Source organism: Thermodesulfovibrionales bacterium (assembly GCA_026417875.1).
Lineage (GTDB): Bacteria > Nitrospirota > Thermodesulfovibrionia > Thermodesulfovibrionales > CALJEL01 > CALJEL01.
The window spans coordinates 18,896-38,028 of the sequence record JAOACK010000002.1 but is presented as its reverse complement, the minus strand read 5'-3'; the positions used below and the strand labels follow the sequence as shown (position 1 = coordinate 38,028).

The 19,133-nt window shown below is 39.7% G+C and carries 17 protein-coding genes and 1 tRNA gene; 13 read left to right on the top strand and 5 right to left on the bottom strand.

Going from position 1 to position 19,133, the window contains the following annotated elements; translation table 11 throughout:
- Nucleotides 1-37 precede the first annotated feature (37 nt).
- The 3 genes from N2257_00735 to N2257_00725 all read left to right on the top strand — a co-directional run bounded on the left by N2257_00735 (nt 38) and on the right by N2257_00725 (nt 613).
- On the top strand, nt 38-325 hold the full coding sequence (locus N2257_00735) for a PilZ domain-containing protein (GenBank protein MCX7792922.1): 288 nt from the start codon (nt 38-40) through the stop codon (nt 323-325).
- The gene (locus N2257_00730; GenBank protein MCX7792921.1) at nt 306-500 is read left to right on the top strand and encodes a DUF6485 family protein; all 195 of its coding nucleotides are present in this window, start codon (nt 306-308) and stop codon (nt 498-500) included. Before N2257_00735 ends, N2257_00730 begins: the two co-directional genes overlap by 20 nt.
- 27 nt (nt 501-527) lie before the next feature.
- Nucleotides 528-613: transfer RNA gene (locus N2257_00725), tRNA-Leu, on the top strand.
- 148 nt (nt 614-761) lie between these two features.
- Here the strand turns inward: N2257_00725 and N2257_00720 are convergent.
- From N2257_00720 to N2257_00710, 3 genes are read right to left on the bottom strand one after another with little or no spacing between them, the layout of a single operon-like run.
- Nucleotides 762-1,709: an ATP-binding cassette domain-containing protein gene (locus tag N2257_00720; GenBank protein ID MCX7792920.1), complete on the bottom strand. Its 948-nt coding sequence runs from the start codon at nt 1,707-1,709 to the stop codon at nt 762-764.
- Complete coding sequence (locus N2257_00715) at nt 1,694-2,680, bottom strand: ABC transporter ATP-binding protein (GenBank protein MCX7792919.1); 987 nt, start codon at nt 2,678-2,680, stop codon at nt 1,694-1,696. The genes N2257_00720 and N2257_00715 overlap by 16 nt, the downstream gene beginning before the upstream one ends.
- Nucleotides 2,677-3,387, bottom strand: coding sequence for a tetratricopeptide repeat protein (locus N2257_00710; protein MCX7792918.1), 711 nt, complete (start codon nt 3,385-3,387; stop codon nt 2,677-2,679). Before N2257_00710 ends, N2257_00715 begins: the two co-directional genes overlap by 4 nt.
- 187 nt (nt 3,388-3,574) lie before the next feature.
- Between N2257_00710 and N2257_00705 the strand changes: the two genes are divergently transcribed.
- The 3 genes from N2257_00705 to N2257_00695 are packed head-to-tail and all read left to right on the top strand — an operon-like array spanning nt 3,575 to nt 8,175.
- The gene (locus N2257_00705) at nt 3,575-6,193 is read left to right on the top strand and encodes a PAS domain S-box protein (GenBank protein MCX7792917.1); all 2,619 of its coding nucleotides are present in this window, start codon (nt 3,575-3,577) and stop codon (nt 6,191-6,193) included.
- Nucleotides 6,183-6,809 carry a thermonuclease family protein gene (locus N2257_00700; protein MCX7792916.1) on the top strand — a complete coding sequence of 209 codons (627 nt, stop codon included), beginning with the start codon at nt 6,183-6,185 and terminating at the stop codon, nt 6,807-6,809. Before N2257_00705 ends, N2257_00700 begins: the two co-directional genes overlap by 11 nt.
- A 43-nt stretch (nt 6,810-6,852) precedes the next feature.
- Nucleotides 6,853-8,175 (top strand): glucose-6-phosphate isomerase, encoded by a 1,323-nt coding sequence (locus tag N2257_00695; protein ID MCX7792915.1) that lies wholly within the window; start codon nt 6,853-6,855, stop codon nt 8,173-8,175.
- A gap of 24 nt (nt 8,176-8,199) precedes the next feature.
- On the opposite strand, the gene N2257_00690 is transcribed toward N2257_00695, so the two are convergent.
- Entirely contained in the window at nt 8,200-8,361 is a 162-nt protein-coding gene (locus N2257_00690; GenBank protein ID MCX7792914.1) for a hypothetical protein, read from the bottom strand.
- 998 nt (nt 8,362-9,359) lie between these two features.
- Here N2257_00690 and N2257_00685 point away from each other — a divergent pair.
- From N2257_00685 to N2257_00675, 3 genes are read left to right on the top strand one after another with little or no spacing between them, the layout of a single operon-like run.
- Nucleotides 9,360-10,628, top strand: a complete 1,269-nt coding sequence (locus N2257_00685; protein MCX7792913.1) for a DUF1015 domain-containing protein — start codon at nt 9,360-9,362, stop codon at nt 10,626-10,628.
- Nucleotides 10,629-10,657: 29 nt separating this feature from the next.
- Nucleotides 10,658-11,656: a type I glyceraldehyde-3-phosphate dehydrogenase gene (gene gap / locus N2257_00680; GenBank protein MCX7792912.1), complete on the top strand. Its 999-nt coding sequence runs from the start codon at nt 10,658-10,660 to the stop codon at nt 11,654-11,656.
- A 9-nt stretch (nt 11,657-11,665) separates the two neighbouring features.
- On the top strand, nt 11,666-12,886 hold the full coding sequence (locus tag N2257_00675) for a phosphoglycerate kinase (protein MCX7792911.1): 1,221 nt from the start codon (nt 11,666-11,668) through the stop codon (nt 12,884-12,886).
- A 148-nt stretch (nt 12,887-13,034) separates the two neighbouring features.
- Here the strand turns inward: N2257_00675 and speD are convergent, their stop codons facing one another.
- Nucleotides 13,035-13,442, bottom strand: coding sequence for an adenosylmethionine decarboxylase (speD, locus tag N2257_00670; GenBank protein ID MCX7792910.1), 408 nt, complete (start codon nt 13,440-13,442; stop codon nt 13,035-13,037).
- A 221-nt stretch (nt 13,443-13,663) separates the two neighbouring features.
- Between speD and N2257_00665 the strand changes: the two genes are divergently transcribed.
- The 4 genes from N2257_00665 to N2257_00650 all read left to right on the top strand — a co-directional run bounded on the left by N2257_00665 (nt 13,664) and on the right by N2257_00650 (nt 18,887).
- Entirely contained in the window at nt 13,664-16,045 is a 2,382-nt protein-coding gene (locus N2257_00665; protein ID MCX7792909.1) for a transporter substrate-binding domain-containing protein, read from the top strand.
- A 153-nt stretch (nt 16,046-16,198) separates the two neighbouring features.
- On the top strand, nt 16,199-16,987 hold the full coding sequence (locus N2257_00660; GenBank protein MCX7792908.1) for a formyltransferase family protein: 789 nt from the start codon (nt 16,199-16,201) through the stop codon (nt 16,985-16,987).
- The gene (locus N2257_00655) at nt 16,947-17,924 is read left to right on the top strand and encodes an HAD hydrolase family protein (protein MCX7792907.1); all 978 of its coding nucleotides are present in this window, start codon (nt 16,947-16,949) and stop codon (nt 17,922-17,924) included. Before N2257_00660 ends, N2257_00655 begins: the two co-directional genes overlap by 41 nt.
- 45 nt (nt 17,925-17,969) lie before the next feature.
- Complete coding sequence (locus N2257_00650; protein MCX7792906.1) at nt 17,970-18,887, top strand: PfkB family carbohydrate kinase; 918 nt, start codon at nt 17,970-17,972, stop codon at nt 18,885-18,887.
- Nucleotides 18,888-19,133: the final 246 nt, after the last annotated feature.

The window sequence follows — 19,133 nt, the reverse complement described above, 5'->3', positions numbered from 1 at the left end:
GACTGAATAATTTATTTTTTATGATATAATAACTTAAATGATTGAGAAGAGAAGATATCCAAGGATAGTTCTTTCAGAGGAAATCACCTTTTCTCTGAATATCCATGAGTTCCTTGAGACAAGAAGGGTAGAGGCATCTGGAAGGATTATAAATAAAAGCGAAGGTGGTCTCTGCGTTGTAACAGATTTTCCTCTTGAGCCAGGACATGTGCTCATAATTAATGATAATGAAATAGGTCTGGTGAGATGGATCAAGCAAGATAATTTCCATTATATTGCAGGAATACTTAGAAAGGGAAGAATCAATGGATTGTCCAAAGATTGAGAGGAATAAAAAATACTGTACCTGCTCTTATGAACCCTGCTCAAAAAAATTCAGGTGCTGTGATTGCCTGCATTATCACAGGCAGAATGGTGAGCTTCCCGCCTGTTTCTTTTCACCGCATATAGAAAAGACCTACGACAGAAGTATAAGAAACTTCATCAAAAACTTTAAATAACTCTAATTTCTAATGCCAATTCTTAGAGCCGGTGTGGCGGAATGGCAGACGCAGGGGACTCAAAATCCCCCGCCCCTCGGGGCATGTGGGTTCAAATCCCTCCACCGGCACCATTTGAGATTTAAGGAACTTAGATTTCAAGAAAGTATTATTTGTATAGATATTTTGAATTTGAACCCGCTGGCTGGACAAAAAAGTAATAAAATTTAAGAAAGCAAAAAGCTTCGTTGTAAAAGTTCTGGAATAAGATGGCATTTAACTCTAATAAAGATGGCAGGCCACCTTTGAGCCATCCTTCTCTTTAAGCTCGGGTACAATTCTATCACATGGCTCAAATCTTTTCGGACATCTTGGGTGAAAGGGGCAACCCGAAGGAACATTAACCGGACTTGGTATATCATCTATCCTTAAAGGACCCTTCTTTGTCTTAGGTTTAGTTATCGATGGGATGGAATCAAGAAGCATCTCTGTATAGGGATGGAGCGGTTTTGAGAAAAGCACCTCTGCTGGAGCCTCCTCCACGATTTTTCCAAGATACATCACCATAACATAGTCACTGAAATAGTGCACAACCCTGAGGTCATGACTTATGAAAAGAAAGGAAAGATCCTGATCTCTCCTCAGGTCACCAAGAAGATTAAGTATCTGTGCCTGTACAGACACATCGAGACTTGATAGAGGCTCATCGGCAACGATTAATTCAGGATTGACGCTCAGCGCCCTTGCTATGCATATTCTCTGGCGCTGACCGCCGCTGAATTCATGAGGATATTTATGCATATCCTCGGGGTTCAATCCCACAGACCTTAACAGAGCCGCAACCCTTTCTTTAATCTCCCTTTTCTCTACAAGTCTGTGAATCTTGAGAGGCTCTGAAAGTGTGCTGAGGATATTCATCCTTGGGTTAAGAGAGGCATAGGGATCCTGGAATATATACTGTACAGCACGCCTGAACATCCTGAGCTCTTCTCCCTTAAGGCTGAATATGTCCCTACCTTTAAAGAGTACCTTTCCAGAGCTTGGTTCAATAAGCCTAACAACGAGCCTTGCAAGAGTTGATTTTCCGCAGCCGCTCTCTCCAACAAGAGCAACCGTTTTACCTTTCTCAAGATAAAGATTGACCCCGTCAACTGCCTTCAGAAGACCATTATGAATCTTGAAGTATTTCTTTAGTTCTATTGCTTCTATAATTTTTACACCCTGAGACATCTTACAAAATGCCCTTTCTCAATCTCTCTTAGTTCTGGCTCAGCTTCTCTACATTCCTGAATAACTCTTTCACATCTATCCTGAAATCTGCAGCCTTCTGGTAATTCTCTTATTGTGGGTATGGAGCCTGGTATTGGTTTCAAATCCATCCCTTTTATTTCAGGAAGTGACCGTATAAGACCAATTGTGTAAGGATGAAGAGGCGAGTTAAATAACCTCTCAGTTTCAGCAATTTCCATGAGGGAGCCTGCATACATCACACCAACCCTATCTGAATGCTGCCTCACTATTCCAAGGTCATGGGTTATTAAAAGCACTGTCAGTCCATACTCCTCCTTCAGCATGTCAAGAAGGTCAAGTATCTGTGCCTGGATTGTGACATCAAGGGCAGTTGTTGGTTCATCTGCTATTAGAAGCTCTGGTCTGCAGGCAATTGCCATAGCAATCATAACCCTCTGCCTTAATCCGCCAGAGAGCTGATGGGGATAGGATCTTAGTCTTTCTTCAGGTGAAGGTATATTTACTTTTTTTAAAAGTTTTACTGATTCCTTTAATGCCTCTTTCTTTGAAAGACCCATATGAGTTACAAGCATCTCTGAGACCTGGTAGCCTATTGTAAGTACAGGATTGAGCGAGGTCATTGGTTCCTGAAAGATCATGGCAATTTCCTTGCCTCTCAGTCTCCTCATCTCTTCCTGCGAAAGGGTCAGGAGATCCCTGTCTTTATAGATTATCCTTCCTGAACAGGACATCCCCTCTGGAAGGAGTCTCATAATTGCAAGGGCTGTCATGGTCTTTCCACTTCCGCTCTCTCCCACCAGGCAGAATGTCTCTGCTCTTTTTATTAAAAGGTTAAGAGAGTCAATCACCTTTAATTTATTTAAGTGATAAATGGAGAGGTCTTTAATAAAGAGTAGATTTTCTTTAACATTAACTCTTGTAAGGCTTGGGGCAGCTTGGCTGAAATTCATGAAATATCTTTTGCTTTCAGGAGTGAAAGATAGGTCCTGACCTCTTTTAGCTCAGGATTTATCTCAAGTGCTTTTTTCCATTCCTCCACTGCAAGTCCTGCATGACCCTGCATATAATAAGTAATTCCAAGCTGAATCCACGCCTGTACGAAGTTAGGATTTATTTCCTTTGCCTGTGTGAATTCCTGAATAGCAAGGCCTATCTTTCCTATTGCCCTCAATGCCATACCAAGCTTGACCCTTACATCGGGAAGATTGGGTCGCAGCTCAAGGGCCTTCCTGTATTCATCTATAGCATCTTCATAAAGGTCCATATCAAAATATAGATTGCCAAGCTTAAAATGCTCATTGGCTAGCTTTCCTGCCAGATAGGGATCTATGTTTTTTTTGCCACTTATTACAAGCTGTCTGGCATTCTGGAAAGCCTCCTGGGCCTTCTGAAATTCTCCCAATTCATTGTAAGTTACAGCAAGATTAAGTAGTGCCTCTGTATAAAAGGGATTGAGCTCTAGGGCAGCCTCAAAATATTCAACTGCTTTCCTCAGGTCACCCTTCATACTTGCTATTACACCGAGCTTGTTCTGGACATCAGCATATCTAGGATTCTGGCGAATAACCTCTCTCAGATAGGGTTCTGCTTCAAGATATTTTCCCTCTTCAAATAACTCTAATCCCTTTCTATAAATCTCTTCACTCAAGCCTGCCATGAAAATAAGTATAGGAATTCTTTATATTAATTGTCAACTTTCAGAGATCACGTAGAACCCCGCTCCTGGCGTGTAAATTTTTATGCCCATAAAATCTTACTATCATCCTGGCTGGTCTTACAGCCAGATTTTCAGAGTCACTAATTCACTTGCCTAAGATTCATAACTTTATGTATCCTATGAAGTGATGAGACAGAGAAGTCTTCAGCTACAGATAATATTTCCTCTTCTAACTGTTATCATCTTAGCTCTCTTCCTGACAGTTATAATAACCGAAAAAATTACTGCAGGATTTATAAAAGAATATGCACAGAAAAGGCTTCTGGCAGAAAGCATTGAGCTTGAATTGTTAACGACCTCTTCTCAAGAGATCCATTTTTTTGAAAAGGAATTTCCTGAAACACTTCCTTTTGCCATATTTTCTGAAAAGCTATCAATAATATTTAATATTGATAGCAGACTCCTGGAAAAAATAAAAGGCCAGGAAATTCATGAAGGAGAAGTCACAGAATTAAAACATGATAGTTCTAAATACTATGCACTAAAAAGAACTTCGGCAAAGACGACCATCTATGTGCTGATAGACGAAAAGGATATCCCTGGACTCAAATCTCTATCTCTTATCAGGGAGGCATTAATAGGTGGCGGTCTGCTTATAATTATTCTCACATCCATAATTCTCAGATCAAACCTTCTCAGGCCCATAAACGGCCTTATAAGTGATTTAAAAAAGGGTATAAATTTGAGGGTAACCGGAATAAGGGAGCTGGATCATCTTGGCAGTGCCATTAATAAGGCTATAGAAGAGTTAGAAAAGAGGTCAGAGAAATATATCATACTTCATAAAATTGCTGTTGAATTAAATACCATTTCTGAAATTAAAAGCGTTCTTAAAAATATACTTGAATATTCAAGGGAGATTCTTGATGCCCAGCATGCTGCCCTTGCAATATATGACCAGCACGGTAAATTCTCTGACCTTATTGTATCAGGTGTTGAAATAAAACCCTCAATCATGCCCGAAGGTAAAGGGATTCTTAAATTCATGCAGCTAAGCATGACACCTGTAAGGATCAGTGATATTAAAAATCATCCTGCCTTTTCCGGCAAGCTCCCTGACGACCATCCAGAGATAACTTCCTTTATCGGTTATCCAGTATTTTCAGCAGAGGGCAGACCTCTCGGAGCACTTTATTTTGCAAACAAACAGTATGGTGAATTCACGGAGGAAGACGAGGCTATTCTTAAGGCAATAACAGCAGACATAGCCATAGGTCTTCAGAGAGAACAGGTGATTGAAGAGATGAAGAGGTTTAAAAGTATTATAGACAGTGCCTTTGATATGATTGTTATTACAGACAGGGATGGTAACATAGTCTATGTCAACCGTGCATTTGAGACCGTAACAGGTTATTCAAAGGCTGAAGCTCTGGGAAAAAATCCTAATATCCTTAAGAGCGGACTTCATGATAGTGAATTCTACAGAAGTCTCTGGCAGACCATATTGAGCGGGCTTCCCTGGAAGGGCGAGTTTATAAACAGAAAAAAATCAGGTGAGATTTATATTTCCGCTGCAAGTATNTTCCCGCTTTTTGATAGTTCAGGGAATTTAACCTATTTCGTCTCCATACAGAGGGATATTTCTGAGGAGAAAAAGCTTTATGAACAGCTTCTCAGGGCTCAGAAGATGGAAGCGATAGGCACCCTCGCTGGAGGCATTGCCCATGATTTTAATAATATCCTTACAAGTATTCTCGGGTATGCGGAATTATTAAAAGATGCCCTCTCTAACAGAGAGGATCTCTTCAGATACGCAGAGATCATAGAAAAATCTGCAAACAGGGGAGCAGATCTTGCAAAAAAGATTCTTACAGTGTCAAGGAAAGAGCATGCTGAATTCAGGTCTGTAAATGTTAATGCAATAATAATTGAGACCGTTGAGCTTTTAAGAAAGAGCATACCTCCAGAGATAGATATTGAATTGAAATTGAAAGAGGGGCTTCCAAGCATAAGGGCTGATTCTTCCCAGATAAGTCAGGTGCTTATGAATCTTGCCATAAATGCAAGGGATGCAATGCCAGAGGGTGGAAAGCTCCTGATAGCAACAGACCTTGTAGGTAGCGAAAACGGAGCGGCAAACAGTATCGGTCCACAGAAGGGCATGAATTTTATAAAATTGACTGTAGAAGATACTGGTTCAGGCATTCCCCTTGATATTCAGAGCAAGATATTTGACCCTTTCTTCACCACAAAGGAGCCTGATAGAGGTACTGGTCTGGGATTGTATATTGTGCACTCTATTATTACAAATCATGGAGGATACATAAATCTTTACAGTGAGCCGGGCAGGGGAACGAGATTTAATATATACCTTCCGGTATATTCTGAAGAGCTCAAAGGAACAGATATTGAAGAAGGGCTTGACGAAGCAATAACTGGAACAATCCTCATCATTGATGACGAACCCTATATATGTGATCTTTATAAGGATGTACTTGGAAAGGCTGGCTTCAAGGTCCTCACAGCAACAGATCCAAGAGAGGGAATAAGGCTCTTTAAAGAAAAGAGCATTGATGCAGTTATACTTGACCTTGTAATGCCAAAGATGAGCGGAAGGGAGGTCTTCCAGATATTAAAAGAAATAAAAGAGGATGCAAAGATAATCCTTTCCTCTGGCTACAGTGCAGAAATATTTTCTGACATTAACAGGATACTTGAGGGTGGAGCAAAGGCATTTATCCAGAAACCGGTATCTCCTAAAACCCTTGTGATGACAGTAAGGCGGGTACTGAAAAATGTTAAATAAGGAGAAGTTATTTTTAAAACACAGATCTCCATCAGGAAAGATAGGATATCCCCTTCTGAAGAGAAGGGCAAGATATCCATATATCTTTATAATTCTTTTTCTTCTCACAAGTGGATATTATCTCCTTTCCCAGAAAGACAGAAGTACTGAAAATAATGTGCCAGCTCAAACAGTAGCAGTGGTTCTTGATATCCATGATGGAGATACCCTCTCATTGAAGATAGACCATAGAGTATACAAGGCAAGGCTCATAGGAATAGATGCTCCAGAGATGGGACAGAGACCTTGGGGTGAAAGAGCCAAAAAAGCACTGGACAAGATGCTTGGAAATGGCAAGACTGTTTTTATAGAGACCGATCTGGAGAAATTTGATAAATATGAAAGACTATTAGTCTATCTCTTTACTGAAGAAGGAGTCTTTATTAATGAAAGGATGCTCCTTGAGGGATATGCTGTACTTTTTACACTGCCACCGAACGTAAAATATGTTGACAGACTTGTTAGAGCTGAAAGAAAGGCAAAAGAAGAGCATAGGGGAATATGGGGTAAAAGGGGGCTCAGAGAAAGACCTATAGAATATAAAGAAAAACAAAGGCGACAAAGTACTGATTTCTGAATCGAGTATACACTTAAAGTTGACCTGGAATAAGGAGGAACAGATGAAGCTTAACTATTCATTCATGATGGAAGATTTTCTTGGTAAAAGGGGTGTAAGCCCTGAAGACCTCAATAAACTCAGACCCACAATAGAAGATAGCCATAAAAAAATAATAAAAAGAGAATTTCAGGAGCTACAATTCCTTGATCTTCCTTTTCAGAATACTTCTGAGATAGAAAAGACAGGACAGTGGGTGAGAGAGAGAGCTGAGAATTTTATTATACTCGGAATCGGTGGCTCTGCCCTCGGACCCAGAGTGATAAGGGATTGTCTCCATGTCAGTCCTGTACCAGCTGTCTATATATATGACAACGTTGATCCACTTACTTTGCATAAAATACTGGAGCAGATTGATTTAAAAAAAACCGTTTTTAATGTCATTTCAAAATCAGGTACTACAGGCGAGACCATTGCGTCTTTCATGATAATATGGGAAATTCTCAAAAAATCCGGGCTTAAACCTGAAGAGCATTTTATAATTACAACAGATCCGGAAAAGGGACCGCTTAGAAGAATTGCAAGAGAGCATAATCTAAAAAGTCTGCCCATTCCTGCTGGAGTGGTTGGAAGATATTCAGTCCTGAGTTCTGTTGGTCTTCTATGTGCATCTGTAATAAATATCCTGCCCCAGGAGCTTCTTCAGGGTGCAAGGGAGATTCATGAAAAGTGTGACGAACCTGATATTTTCAAAAATCCTGCCTATCTCTTCGGAGCACTTCTTTATATTAACGATATAAACTTTTCTAGAAGAATAAACATCTTTATGCCCTATGCTGACTCCTTAAAATCTCTTTCAGAATGGTTCTGCCAGCTATGGGCAGAGAGCCTGGGTAAGGATGGTAGAGGACTGATGCCCTATCCCTCAACAGGAGCTACGGACCAGCATTCACAGCTACAGCTCTGGATAGAAGGACCGGATGACAAGGTGGTTATCTTCATAAAGATAGAAGATTACGGAAGGGATGTAAAAATTCCACCAATCTTCGAAGACATAAAGGAATTCTCTTTTCTCGGAGGTCATTATCTTTCAGAGCTCATAAAGACAGAGCAGGAATCAACTGCACTGAGTCTCATGAAGGCAGGAAGACCAAATATGACTATTACTGTACCTGCTATTAACGCTCACAGTCTGGGAAGTCTCTTCCACTTCCTTGAGATTGCAACTGCCTTTACAGGTATACTTTATGGCATTAATCCTTTCAATCAACCTGCTGTTGAAAGCGGGAAGATTTACACAAAGGCCATGATGGGGCAGGAAGGTCTTGAGACCTGGAGACGAGAAGTTTTAGAAAACAGAAAGAAAGCAATCTATGAGATTAAGTAGGGGTGAATATTCACCCCTACTTTGTTACTGTTCACAGCAGAGCCGCCTCATCCTTTTCTTACCGGATGGCGAGACAGAAAGAACAACTTCCACCTTCTTTCCACAGTTGCTGCAGTAGTGTGTCTGTTTTTTAGCCTCAAGTCTTGCAGCAACATCTGTTTTTGATTTCCCTTTTTCTGCAGGCATAAACTTCCCTCCTTTCAATTATATTAATTATTAAAATCTCCAAGAGAAGGCCTCAATCGGAGATAACTCTTACTATTATAATAAAATCCCTGAATTTCAGTCAAAACACCAGCGCAAGGGGTAATGTAAAATTTTCTGTGTAAAATTGAAAATTAAAGAAAAAAGGATGTATCCTCCATAATTAACAATGAATTTCTCAAAGAAAGGAGGACACACCCATGGAAGTAGAACTCACTGACCTTTTTTTAATATATTTATGGAAGGAATATCAAAGGAGTATGAAAGTGAAGATGAAAATTACCACCTCGTAGGTTTAAATAGTCTTCGGACATTCCTGCCATGGCAAAAAATAGGGATTGTCCCTATTTTTAGGATTCGCTACTCCTCAGGCTATTGGTCTTTTAAATCACTCTATACTCTTAGGATACCAATTCTGACTTCCGAGCCTTACCTTCTTGTAAAGTATAAATTTCTAATATCTATATCTTAAGACAGAGTCTCTGTGCATGCCTTATTACCTTGCCTGCTAATTCAAACTTTCAAGGTCTGTTGCTATACGGTGGTAATGATATCTATCAATGTGAATAAAGCTCTTTGCCTTTCTATAAATGCTATTGTAATAGGCCTGTACTCCTTCACTCCAGGATAGGTGAATTTTGCCTCTTCTTTACTTCCTTTTTGTGAAATTTATTGCTAATCATGATAAGCATCAAATCTCAAGTTAGCGCATGGTCTTAAAAGATTCCATCTGAATCTCAGGAGTATAGCCAACACCAATTTCACAATGTATAAAATTATAAAAATAACGCCTGAAATAAGCAGAGAAGGAGTTTAAAATCTGCGGGGTTGAAGCATAAAAAGATATATGATATTATATGAGCGAAGATTTTCAATAATCAGTGATTAGTAATGAGTGAGGGTTCAGAGCTTTTTTAATCTTTGCTATCGCAAACTTATTACTAATTACAATTCACCACTACTCTTTTTATGGAGATTTAATGGCCGAGATAAGACCTTTTAAGGCGGTTTTATTTAATCCTGGACGTGTTAACATGGCGGATGTGGTGGCACCCCCTTACGATGTGGTTTCTGAAGATCAAAGGGAAAGGCTTTATAATAAGACTCCCTATAACATACTTCATGTAGATTATGGAAGAGAAATGCCAGGAGACAGTGAGTATTCTAATAAATATACAAGAGCAAGAGATTTGCTTAAGAGCTGGTTAACTTCTGGAATACTCATAACAGCAGAAAAACCCGCTTTCTATGCTTACCAGATTGATTACCAGGTTCATGGAAAAAATAAAACACTCACTGGCTTTATGGCCCTTGTTAAAATAGAGGAATTCGGAAAGGGTAATATCCATCCTCATGAAGCAACACATTCTAAGCCAAAGACAGACAGGCTTAATCTCATGAAAACATGTAATGGAAATATCAGTCCTATATATGCTCTTTATAAAAGCCCTGAAAGAAGATCAAGCAAAATACTCTATGATCTTAGAAGACAGAAACCATTTTTTCAGTTTGTAGATGAGGAGGGCATCAAACATTCCCTCTGGATAATTTATTCTGAAAGAGATATTGAAATTATAAGAAAGGAGCTCTCAGACAAAGCCATATTCATAGCTGATGGTCATCACAGATATGAGACAGCACTTCAGTTTAAAAAAGAGATATCTTCCCTCAATCCCCATGATGATGGTACGGAGCCCTATGATTATGTATTGATGTTTCTTGCAAACATGGCTGATGATGGAATAACCATTCTTCCAACCCACAGGGCAATAAGAGATTTGCCTTCCGGATGGCACGAGATGCTCAAAGAGTATTTTGAAATATCAAGGGTGCGGCTTAAAAAACCTTCTGATATAGTGAAAAAGATTCTTGGAAAGGAGCATACTTTAGGTCTTTATACCCAAAACCAGACCTTTATTCTTAGATACCTGGGTAAGGACCTTTCCGATCTCCATCCAGCTCTGAGATATCTTGATGTTTCAATACTCCATAATCTAATATTTGATAAACTCCTTGGAATAAGTGAAATACTTTATGAAATGAATCCTGAAGAAGTTGTAAAACTTGTGGATAGCGGCCAGTACAGGGCTGGATTTTTTTTGAATGCAACAAAGGTGGAGGAAGTGGAAATTGTTGCCCTTTCTTCTCTAAGGATGCCGCCAAAGTCCACATATTTTTATCCAAAACTCAAAACAGGCACGGTTATAAATCTTTTTGAATATTCTTTTGATAAAGGGGTATCACTTTAAGATACCTGAATTTTTGAGGAGGTATAATTATGGCTGTCAGGGTAGGTATTAATGGTTTTGGAAGAATTGGAAGGAATTTTTTCCGGGCTTGCTCGGAAGTCAAGGATTTAGAGATAGTGGCTGTTAATGACCTTACGGATTCAAAGACCCTCGCCCATCTCCTTAAATACGATTCAGTTCACGGAATATTCAGGGCCGATATAGGCTATACCTCTGATAGCATCACGGTTAATGGAAAGAATATTAAGGTATTTGCACAAACAGAGCCTGAAAAGATACCCTGGGAAGACCTCGGCGTGGAAATAGTAGTAGAATCTACGGGAAGATTCACAGACAGGGCTGGAGCCTCAAAGCATCTTAGGGGCGGTGTGAAATATGTAATAATTTCTGCCCCTGCAAAAGACCCTGATGTGACAGTGTGTATGGGAGTAAATGAAGAGATGATTGATAAAAAGGCCCATAAGATAATATCCAATGCCTCATGCACCACAAACTGCCTTGCTCCTGTAGCAAAGGTTCTTCACAAAGAATTTGGAATAATTAAAGGTTTTATGACAACAATCCACTCCTATACAAATGACCAGAGAATTCTTGATCTTCCCCACAAAGACCTCAGAAGGGCAAGGGCTGCTGCATTAAACATGATTCCCACTACAACAGGTGCTGCAAAGGCTGTTGGCCTGGTGCTGCCAGAGCTTAAGGGCAAGCTTGACGGCATAGCCATAAGGGTTCCAACAGCAAATGTATCCCTTGTTGACCTGGTTGCAGAGGTAAGCAAGGATGTTACTGTTGAAGAAGTCAATGGAGCACTTAAACGGGCTGCGGAAGGGTCTCTTAAAGGTATCATGGAGTATTCTGAAGAGCCACTTGTATCAACTGATCTTAACGGCAATCCCCATTCAGCAATAGTTGATGCTAGCCTTACAGCCGTTATAGAAAAAAGGATGGTCAAGGTATTTGCCTGGTATGATAATGAATGGGGTTACAGCAGCAGACTGAAGGACTTAATACTCTATCTTTTAAAATGAGGTGGAAAGATGGCAAATAATGAGATTACTCCAGCAAATGTCCTTAATAAACTTTCCATTGAAGATCTCAATATAAAAGGCAAGAGGGTTTTTATTAGGGCTGATTTCAATGTTCCTCTTGATGAGGCACAGAATATTACAGATGATAGAAGGATACGTTCAACACTTCCAACAATCAATTATGCAATTGATGAAGGTGCCTCCGTGATCCTTGCTTCTCATCTTGGAAGACCAAAGGGAAAGGTTGATCCAAAATTCAGTCTGAGACCTGTAGCGAAGAGACTGAGCAGGCTTCTGAATAAAGAGGTCATCTTTCTGGAAGATTGCATAGGTGCTGAGGTTGAGAAAGCTGTAAAAAATATGGGTAAGGGTGATGTAATACTTCTTGAAAACCTGAGATTTCATCCTGAGGAAGAAAAGAATGACGATAATTTTGCTAAGGCCCTTGCAAGCCTTGCAGATTACTATGTTAATGATGCCTTCGGAGCTGCACACAGGGCACATGCCTCTATTGTGGGTATTCCAAAATACATACCCGGTGCAGCAGGATTTTTGATGAGAAAGGAGATTCAGTACCTTAAGGGTGCTGTGGAGTCACCTGTGAGGCCCTTTGTTGCAATTCTAGGAGGAGCAAAAGTCTCAGGTAAGATCGGTGTGTTAGAGAACCTCGCTCAGAAGGTTGACAAAGTAATAGTTGGCGGTGGAATGGCATTCACATTTATCAAGGCTATGGGGTTTGATGTCGGTGATTCTCTTGTAGAAGAGGAGATGATTGACCTGGCTACAAGAATAATGGACAGGCTTCGTGAGAGCCGGGTTAAATTTTATCTTCCCGTGGATTGTGTAATAGCGCAGTCAGTTGAAAAGGGTGCCGAAACAAAGATAGTACCCATTCAGGAAATTCCTAAAGGCTGGAAAGCTCTTGATATAGGTCCTGCATCCACAAGACTCTTTGCTGAGGTCATACAGGATGCAAAGACGATTATATGGAATGGACCTATGGGAGTTTTTGAGATAGATGCCTTTTCCCGTGGGACCTTTGCTGTGGCAAGGGCAGTAGCAGATGCCTATGCACTAACAATTGTAGGCGGCGGGGATACAGATCTTGCTGTCCACAGAGCAGGGGTGTCAGACAGTATATCCTTTATTTCAACGGGAGGAGGAGCTGCCCTACAGCTACTTGAAGGTAAGGAACTCCCCGGTATTGCAGCACTCAAGGATAAAACATGACTTGTAAGGATGTGATGCGTAATCCATGTGGGTTAAGAGATCTTCAAAATCTCCACTGAATTACGCATCACCCACTTTCTGATTCTTTAAAAGAAAAAACTTCCTTACTTGGGCTTAAGCCCTGTGTCTTTTTAAATTATAGACAGAATCAGGTTACAAGCTCAAGCTGAACATCTGTTACCTTGTGTGGTAGCTTTCTTCCATCAAGAGAAAGGATTCCTCGCTTCATCTCCACAATTGAGGGATTTTTGGATTCAAATCTCTTAATCAGATACTCGGCAGCTACCTCCGGCTTGATAGTGTCACCACAGGTAAAGATGTCTACAGCTGCATAACCGTATTCTGGCCAGGTGTGAATGGAGAGGTGAGATTCGGCAATGATAACCATGCCGCTAATTCCGAATGGATTGAATTCATGAAAGGATACATCAATAATTGTGGCCTTTGCTTTCTTTGCAGCTGTTACTAGGGCGTCACGAACTTCTCCAAGATTCTTGAGAATCTCAGGATTACAATCCCTTAATTCAACTAATAAGTGAATACCTAAAGCATGCAATTCACTACCCCCCTTCAGGTTATTTAAAAGAGCAAAATGCTCTTTCTAAGGTAAAGAATATAAAGCAAAATAATATATTTTGTCAATACTTTTTATTGTAGAAAGATTAGACAAAGTTAGTCATCTGCTCTTTTTTCTATCCGCAATTGGAACAACCTTGTATATGAAAATCTTGCTTTATCTGTATAAAGTTTAATATTAGTATGTGATAAAATGATGGCATGGGGTTTTCACTTATAAAAATATTTATACCACTTTTTATATTTATAAAGATAATCATACCCGCACGCTCTTTCTCAGCTGAAAAGGAGATTAAGGTCGTTGCCTCTATATATCCTCCTTTTGTTTTTTATGAAAATGGAAGACTTGCAGGTTTTGATATAGACCTTCTTGAAATGATATGCAGGACAAATGGTTTGATATGTCCGGTTGAGATTGTTCCTTTTCAGGAAGTTCTAAATGCACTTAAAGAAGGCAGGGCAGATATAGGCATTGGTGCTATATACGTAACTGATGAAAGAGAGAGATTTATTAAATTTACATCTCCTTATCTTGAAACCGGTCTAGTCTATGTTTACAGGGCAGACAGTGAGCCTGAAGCAGATCTATCAGGTAAGAGGATCGGTGTTAAAAAACTTGCAACAGGTGAGATAAAGGCAAGGGAGCTTGCAAAAAAGTTCAAGAATCTTCAGATTATCACCTTCGCCTCAACAGAAGAAAGCATTAATGCCCTTATAGAGGGCACTGTGGATCTCGTGATAAATGACTATATTAATTCGATGGTACTGATGCACGAAAAATACCTTGGAAAGATTAAGATCAAGAAGGGAATTTTGGGTTTTCCCGACCTTTTAACCCGAGACAGCATTGCAATTGCAGTGAACAGAGAAAGAGGTGATTTAAGGGATATATTTGAAAGTACACTCAAGGAGTTCAGAGAGGGTGGTATTATGAAAAGGATGCTTGAAAAATGGACTCCTGTCCGTAGCGTGCAGGATTACAGGAAATTTATTGTTTATGGACTGATGGGTCTTATTGGTCTGGGATTTCTTTTTGCTGGTATCACTGGATATTTAAGACATCGGGAGCGATATAGATTAATAAGGGAAAACGAGGAAAGATTTCGTTCTTTGATAGAGAATGCACCGAACCCGGTAATAATTACGACTGAAACAGGAAGGATTACTTTTCTTAACAGAAACTTCAGAGACATAACTGGTTATGATATAGAAAAGATTAAAACCCTGAGTGAGTTGAATCAATATCTTGAATGTAACCCTCCCTTTAGAGAATTCAACTCCCCGCAAGAGGCAATTAATGAATATTTAGATTACAGGATCAGATGTGCTGATGGAAAGAGCAGGGTGTGGAATTTTCAGTTGAGTTCCATATCAATGGGAAACAGGGAGCGTACATTTATTATTATTGCAAATGACATAACAGACAAAAAAGAAATGGAAGAGAAATTAAGGCTGGCACAGAAGATGGAGATTATAGGAAGATTCACAGGAAGCATTGCCCATGATTTTAATAATTATCTAACAGCTATAATAGGTTTTTCCGAGATTGTATCTATGAAGTTGAATGATTATCCGGAATTAAAAAGACATATAGATGCTGTCCTTGAATCAGCAGAGAAGGCAGCTTCACTCATAAAGCAACTCCTTGCCTTCAGCAGAAAACAGGTTATGAAACCTCAGGTTATGAATCTGAATGAGATTGTTCTGGGTATCTCAAAACTTATAAAGAAAATTATAGGAGAAGACATAGAGCTTAAACTTGACCTTTATCCCTCTTTATGGAATATAAAGGCTGACCCTGCACAGATTGAACAGGTGGTGATGAATCTTGTCTCAAATGCAAGTGATGCTATGCCTGATGGAGGTGTTCTTACCATTCATACATCGAATACATTTTTTGATGATGATTGTGCCATGACTGAGCCTTCCGTAACGCCTGGAGAATATGTCATGCTAGCTGTGGAAGATACGGGTATAGGTATGACTGAGGAAGTAAAGGCCCGTATATTCGAACCCTTTTTCACGACAAAGGAGAAAGGAAAGGGTACAGGTCTTGGCCTTGCGACTGTATATGGAATAGTTAAGCAGAGCGGAGGACATATCTCAGTGCACAGTGAGCAAGGTCGTGGTTCGACATTTAAGATATACTTTCCAAAAACAGATGAGCAACCTGCTCAGATATCTTCGACCTTATTTCCGGAGAGTATACCCTCTGGAGATGAAAGTATACTTATTGTTGAAGACAACAAAGCGGTACGGGAGTTCATGAAGAGTGTTTTAATAGAACTCGGATACCGTGTTTATGAGGCTGAGGATGGTATTAAGGCTCTTGAGATACTTAAAGAAAAAGAGGGAAAGGTAGACCTTTTAATTACTGACCTGATAATGCCAAAGATGAGAGGTGACAGGCTAGCAAAGGAAGTCGAGGCCCTCTATCCGGGCCTTAAAATACTTTTGATTTCAGGATATACTGAGGACATAAAAATTGAAAAAGGGAGTTTTAAACAGGAGATAAAATTTCTTGATAAGCCTCTAAATGCACGACAGTTGGCTGTAGTTGTAAGAGAGGTCTTAGATTCTTAATGGTATCAAGGTACGGTAATCTTTTTCGAAAATATTTTTTAATCTTGATATAAACTTGATATAAAATTAAGATATTATATGCTCACCTTTATTTTAAAAAATATGTTAGCCTGAAGACCTTTTATCTTTTATTTGATTCTGGTATTATTTTACATGCAGATAGGATGGTTTTCCACAGGTAGAGATGAGGAGGCAAGGAGGCTCCTTCAGGTGGTTCTAAGGGAAAGGGAGAGGGGGCTCAGGATTGATATAGCCTTTTTATTCTGCAACAGGGAAAGAGGAGAATCTCCTATCACAGATAGATTTCTTGATTACGCAGAGTCTCAGGGTCTTAAGACCATAACATTTTCATCAAAAAAATTCCTTCCTGATATGAGACTTCGTGACAGAGAATTGTGGCGGGAGGAGTATCACAATGAGGTCTGGAAGCTTATCAGAGATTACAGGGTAGAGTTTTCCTTTCTGGCTGGTTATATGCTTATTGCCGGAAAGTCACTTACAGAAAAACACAGGATGTTGAACCTCCATCCAGCAATACCGGGAGGTCCAAAGGGCAGCTGGCAGGAGGTGGTGTGGGAATTAATAAGGACAAGAGCTTATTATGCTGGTGCCCAGATACACCTTGTCACGCCTGAGCTTGATGAAGGACCTGCTGTGACTTACTGCAGGTTCAGTCTGAGGAGACCAGATTTTGAGCTCCTTTGGAACAAACTTGAAGCAGATCTCATGAATATGTCCTTAATGGATATTAAAAAAATCTATGGCGAGGAATATCCACTATTTAAAAGGATAAGAGAAGAAGAATTCCTGAGGGAAATACCGCTGATAATTATAACTTTAAAAAGATTTTCTGAGAGGGGTTTTAATTTAGAAGAAATAAAAGCAGGAGGAATTGATCTGAGTGAAGAGATTGAAAGGTTCATCAGGGCTAATAGCCTTTGACCTGGAAGGACCGCTTTCACCTCAGGATAATGCCTTTGAGGTTATGGGTCTTACAGAAAGAGGTTATGAACTCTTTGAAAGGATTTCAAGATACGATGACATACTCACCCTTGAAGAGAGGCCTGGTTATGAACCAGGTGATACACTATATCTGATAGTTCCTTTTCTCCTTTCAGAAGGCATTACCGGAGAGGACATATTAAAGGTCTCCCAGAAGGCAGGGCTTACACCAGGAGCAAAAGAGACTGTTGAGAAACTTAAAGATAAGGGATTCCCGGTTGTTATTATATCAACAAGCTATGAACCACATGCTCATAACATAGGCTCAAGGCTCGGCATATCACCGGAATTCATTGCCTGCACAGCCTTTAAGGCTAATTTAAGGCTTAGGACTGAAGAAAGGGAATTGATTCTTTCAGAGAAAAAAAGGATACTGGAGATTTCCTTAAATGATGATGAAAGACTTAAGAAGGAACTTGATGAGTTTTATTTTAAGAAATTGCCTCATTTAGAAATTTACAGTTATATAAAGGAGATCAGGGTTACCGGTGGCAGGAGAAAGGTAGAAGCATTGATAGGATTTATGGAGAAGTTTAATGTTGAACCTTCAAAAACAGTTTGTATTGGCGATAGCATTACTGATTTCAGGATGCTTGATTATGTTAATAAAAGTGGAGGGCTTGCTATTGTCTTTAATGGAAATGAATACTCCCTTCCCTATGGAACAATTGCCGTTGCCTCAGAAACACTTGAGGCAGTTATACTGCCAATTGAAAATTTTTACAGATATGGATATGAAGGCTTGAAGGCTCTTAATCCTGTTCCATACAATGCAGAGTATGCCCTTATACGTGAGACAGAAGATATGGAGGCACTGATTACAGTTCACAAAATAATGAGAAGAAAGATTCGTGGAAGGGCTGCCCAGCTTGGGTAAACATAAGTCACAGTATTCATGACAAGGGATCAATAGAGAGTTTTTATGATTTCAGGGCTTTGGAAAGACGTTTCTGTTATGGGCATTGGCGCACTAAATATGGATTATCTTTTCAGGGTTGATGAATTCCTTGCTGATGGCGAAACCTTTGTGCAGGAGTTTTATAAATCACCTGGAGGTAGTGCAGCAAATACAGTTTCAATACTTTCACAGCTTTCGATACCTTGTTCTTTTTTTGGTGTACTGGGAAATGATGATGATGGAGACCTGATTGAAGAATCTCTGAAGAGAAAAGGGGTCAGGCTTTGTATTAATAGAGTGAAGGGACAGACAGGAAAGGCCTTTGTATTTGTCGATGGTCTCGGAAGGCGTTCTATCTATGTGCTGCCAGGTGTGAATCTATGCCTTGAAGAAATTGATTATCCAACGGAAGGGGATTTTCAGTTAGTTCATGTAACAAGCCTTGCTGGAGAAAGGGCCTTTAAGAGACAGATGGAGTGGGTATTAAAACTTTCAGGAGATATCAGGGTCAGTTTCTCTCCAGGTATGTTATATGTGAAGTATGGACTGGAAATTCTAGAGCCCATTCTTAGAAGGTCCAGCATATTATTTCTCAATAAAGATGAACTGGAGTTATTAACTCCTTCAATGGATTTAGAAAGTGCCATAAAAAAAATTCACGGTCTTGGACCTGAATTCATCTCCGTGACACTCGGCAGGGAAGGAGCTATATTAAGCTTAAAAGAAGAGCTTCATTATCAGAGGAGCCTTGCAGAAAAGGTCATTGATACCACAGGTGCTGGAGATGCCTTTTCTGCTGGTGTGCTTTATGGATTGATTAAAGGATTTGATTTAAAAAAATGTGGCGTAGCCGGAAGCTATCTATCCTCAAAGGTACTTAAGACCTGGGGAGCTCAGATTGAGATTACTGAAAAGGAGCTGGAAGACTTTATTGGAGTATAACTCTCAAATTCCTTTATATTATTTTTAAAAAGATCCTTCACATCAGCCCAGTACACTTCTTTATTAAAAGTTTGGGTTCTGTTTCTTGGTCAGCCTCCTCAAAATACATAAGCTCTTGAGCACATGGTTACTATTTATGCCTTTATTCTTAAATCTTTTAATAAAGGCAATACAAACCTCTTCTATTGAGGAATTTTTAATTCCAAAGTAAGGGTAGTAAAAATCCTTTTTTGAACCTCTTTGGCT